This window comes from Mucilaginibacter sp. P4_G9 (genome assembly GCF_056400985.1).
The window spans coordinates 1-1,554 of record NZ_JBFUKF010000709.1 but is presented as its reverse complement, the minus strand read 5'-3'; the positions used below and the strand labels follow the sequence as shown (position 1 = coordinate 1,554).

Here is a 1,554-nt window from a genome sequence, read left to right as displayed (position 1 = left end):
TTAAGCGGCGTACCTCAAAGCGGGTTATTACGGTGAAAATGATATCAACCGGTTGGTGTACATCAAAGCTTTCTTTTAAAAAACCGCGTTCGCCTTTATAAACAGTGATACCGCGGCCAAGCTCCATAACCAGCTTTTCTTTAATGATCTCGCTTTGACCCGATATAATGTTTACGGCGGTATATTCTTCCAGGCCATCAATTACGAAACTGATAGTACGCGAAGCGGTATAGTAGGTTAATATAGAGTACAATGCCGTTGGAAGCCCCAATTCAAATGCGGCGATTAAAAAGATAATGATATTGATGCCTAAAATGATCTCGCTGATGGTAAAGCTGCTGCGTTTAAGTGTGTAAAGGGCCAAAATTTCGATACCATCAAGCGCGCAGCCCCCCCGAATAGAAAGCCCTACACCCAGGCCCATAAATACCCCGCCGAATATAGATACCAGCAACTTATCAGATGTGATAACCGGGTAAGGCACATAATGCAGGCAAATGCCCAATGCAACAACGCAGGCAAAGGTTTTAAACGCGAACGCCCGGTTTACCTGGAACATCCCCATGATGATAAAGGGAATATTAGCTATTACAATAACAAATGCGATGTTGATATGGTAAAGCTCGTGAATGAGCAGGGAAATACCGGTTACTCCGCCATCAAAAAATTTGTTGGGGACCAGAAATCCCTTTAAGGCAAAGCCGCAAAATAAGATCCCGATAATTACGGTAACTACATCCTTAATTATTTCAGGTAAACTATGCTCCGGTTTAGACATGTATAGTGTTTTAAATTAACGTTTTAATTATTTCCTGCAGGTGCTTTTCCTTGGTAGCCGCCCTTAAACCGATAGCTGTTTTGGTAAAATAATGATGACTTTTTAGAAAGCTTACCTGTTGTTTATCCCACTCCTGTTTATTTTCCAGTTTTTGGGTTATTACAAGTTCCGAAAATAACCTTTTACTAAGTATAAAAAAATCATTCCGGCCTAAATAATCTAAATCAGCATCACAAATAATTTCGCCCAGTTTATTTTTCGGGTCATGGGGCAGCTTAGTGGCCATAATGATATCACAGATCTGATCTGTCCCTTCAGTTGAATAACCAAACCCCGGCAGGTATTCACGTACAATTTTACAGGAGTTGATTTCATGATCTTCCTGCCCATTCACCAGAAAACCAGCGTCATGAAACAGGGCRGCTGTTAACAACAAGGCTGTGTCCTCCCCGCTTATCCCCTCCGTTAATGCAATTTGTTTCGCCGCTGTGTAAACATCTTCGGCATGCATGGCATTATGGTAATAAAAATGAGCCGGGAGTTCCCGGTTTATTTTATCCAGTATAAATTCCCCGGCCTTATCAATCTGCATCATATAAAAATTGGCTGCTAATATAACAAATTGCCATACGCGAGACGCAAATATGTGATTCTGCCAGGAAAATCGCTTTTAAAAAGGAGGCACCTACGGAGCCAAAACAAAATATTTTTCACTACAAACACATAACTCCGCTGGAGTTGGAAATGGTTGGTGTATGATTGACTCTGTAGGAGTC

2 protein-coding genes are annotated in these 1,554 nt (G+C 41.3%); both read right to left on the bottom strand.

Features of this window, described 5'->3' with window-relative positions; genetic code table 11:
• Positions 1-778: YitT family protein (locus tag AC1DPZ_RS26940; protein ID WP_477409304.1), on the bottom strand; the 778-nt coding region annotated here is incomplete at its 3' end.
• A gap of 10 nt (positions 779-788) precedes the next feature.
• A complete protein-coding gene (locus tag AC1DPZ_RS26935; protein WP_477409302.1) occupies positions 789-1,373 on the bottom strand; it encodes an HD domain-containing protein in 585 nt (194 codons plus the stop codon).
• Positions 1,374-1,554: the final 181 nt, after the last annotated feature.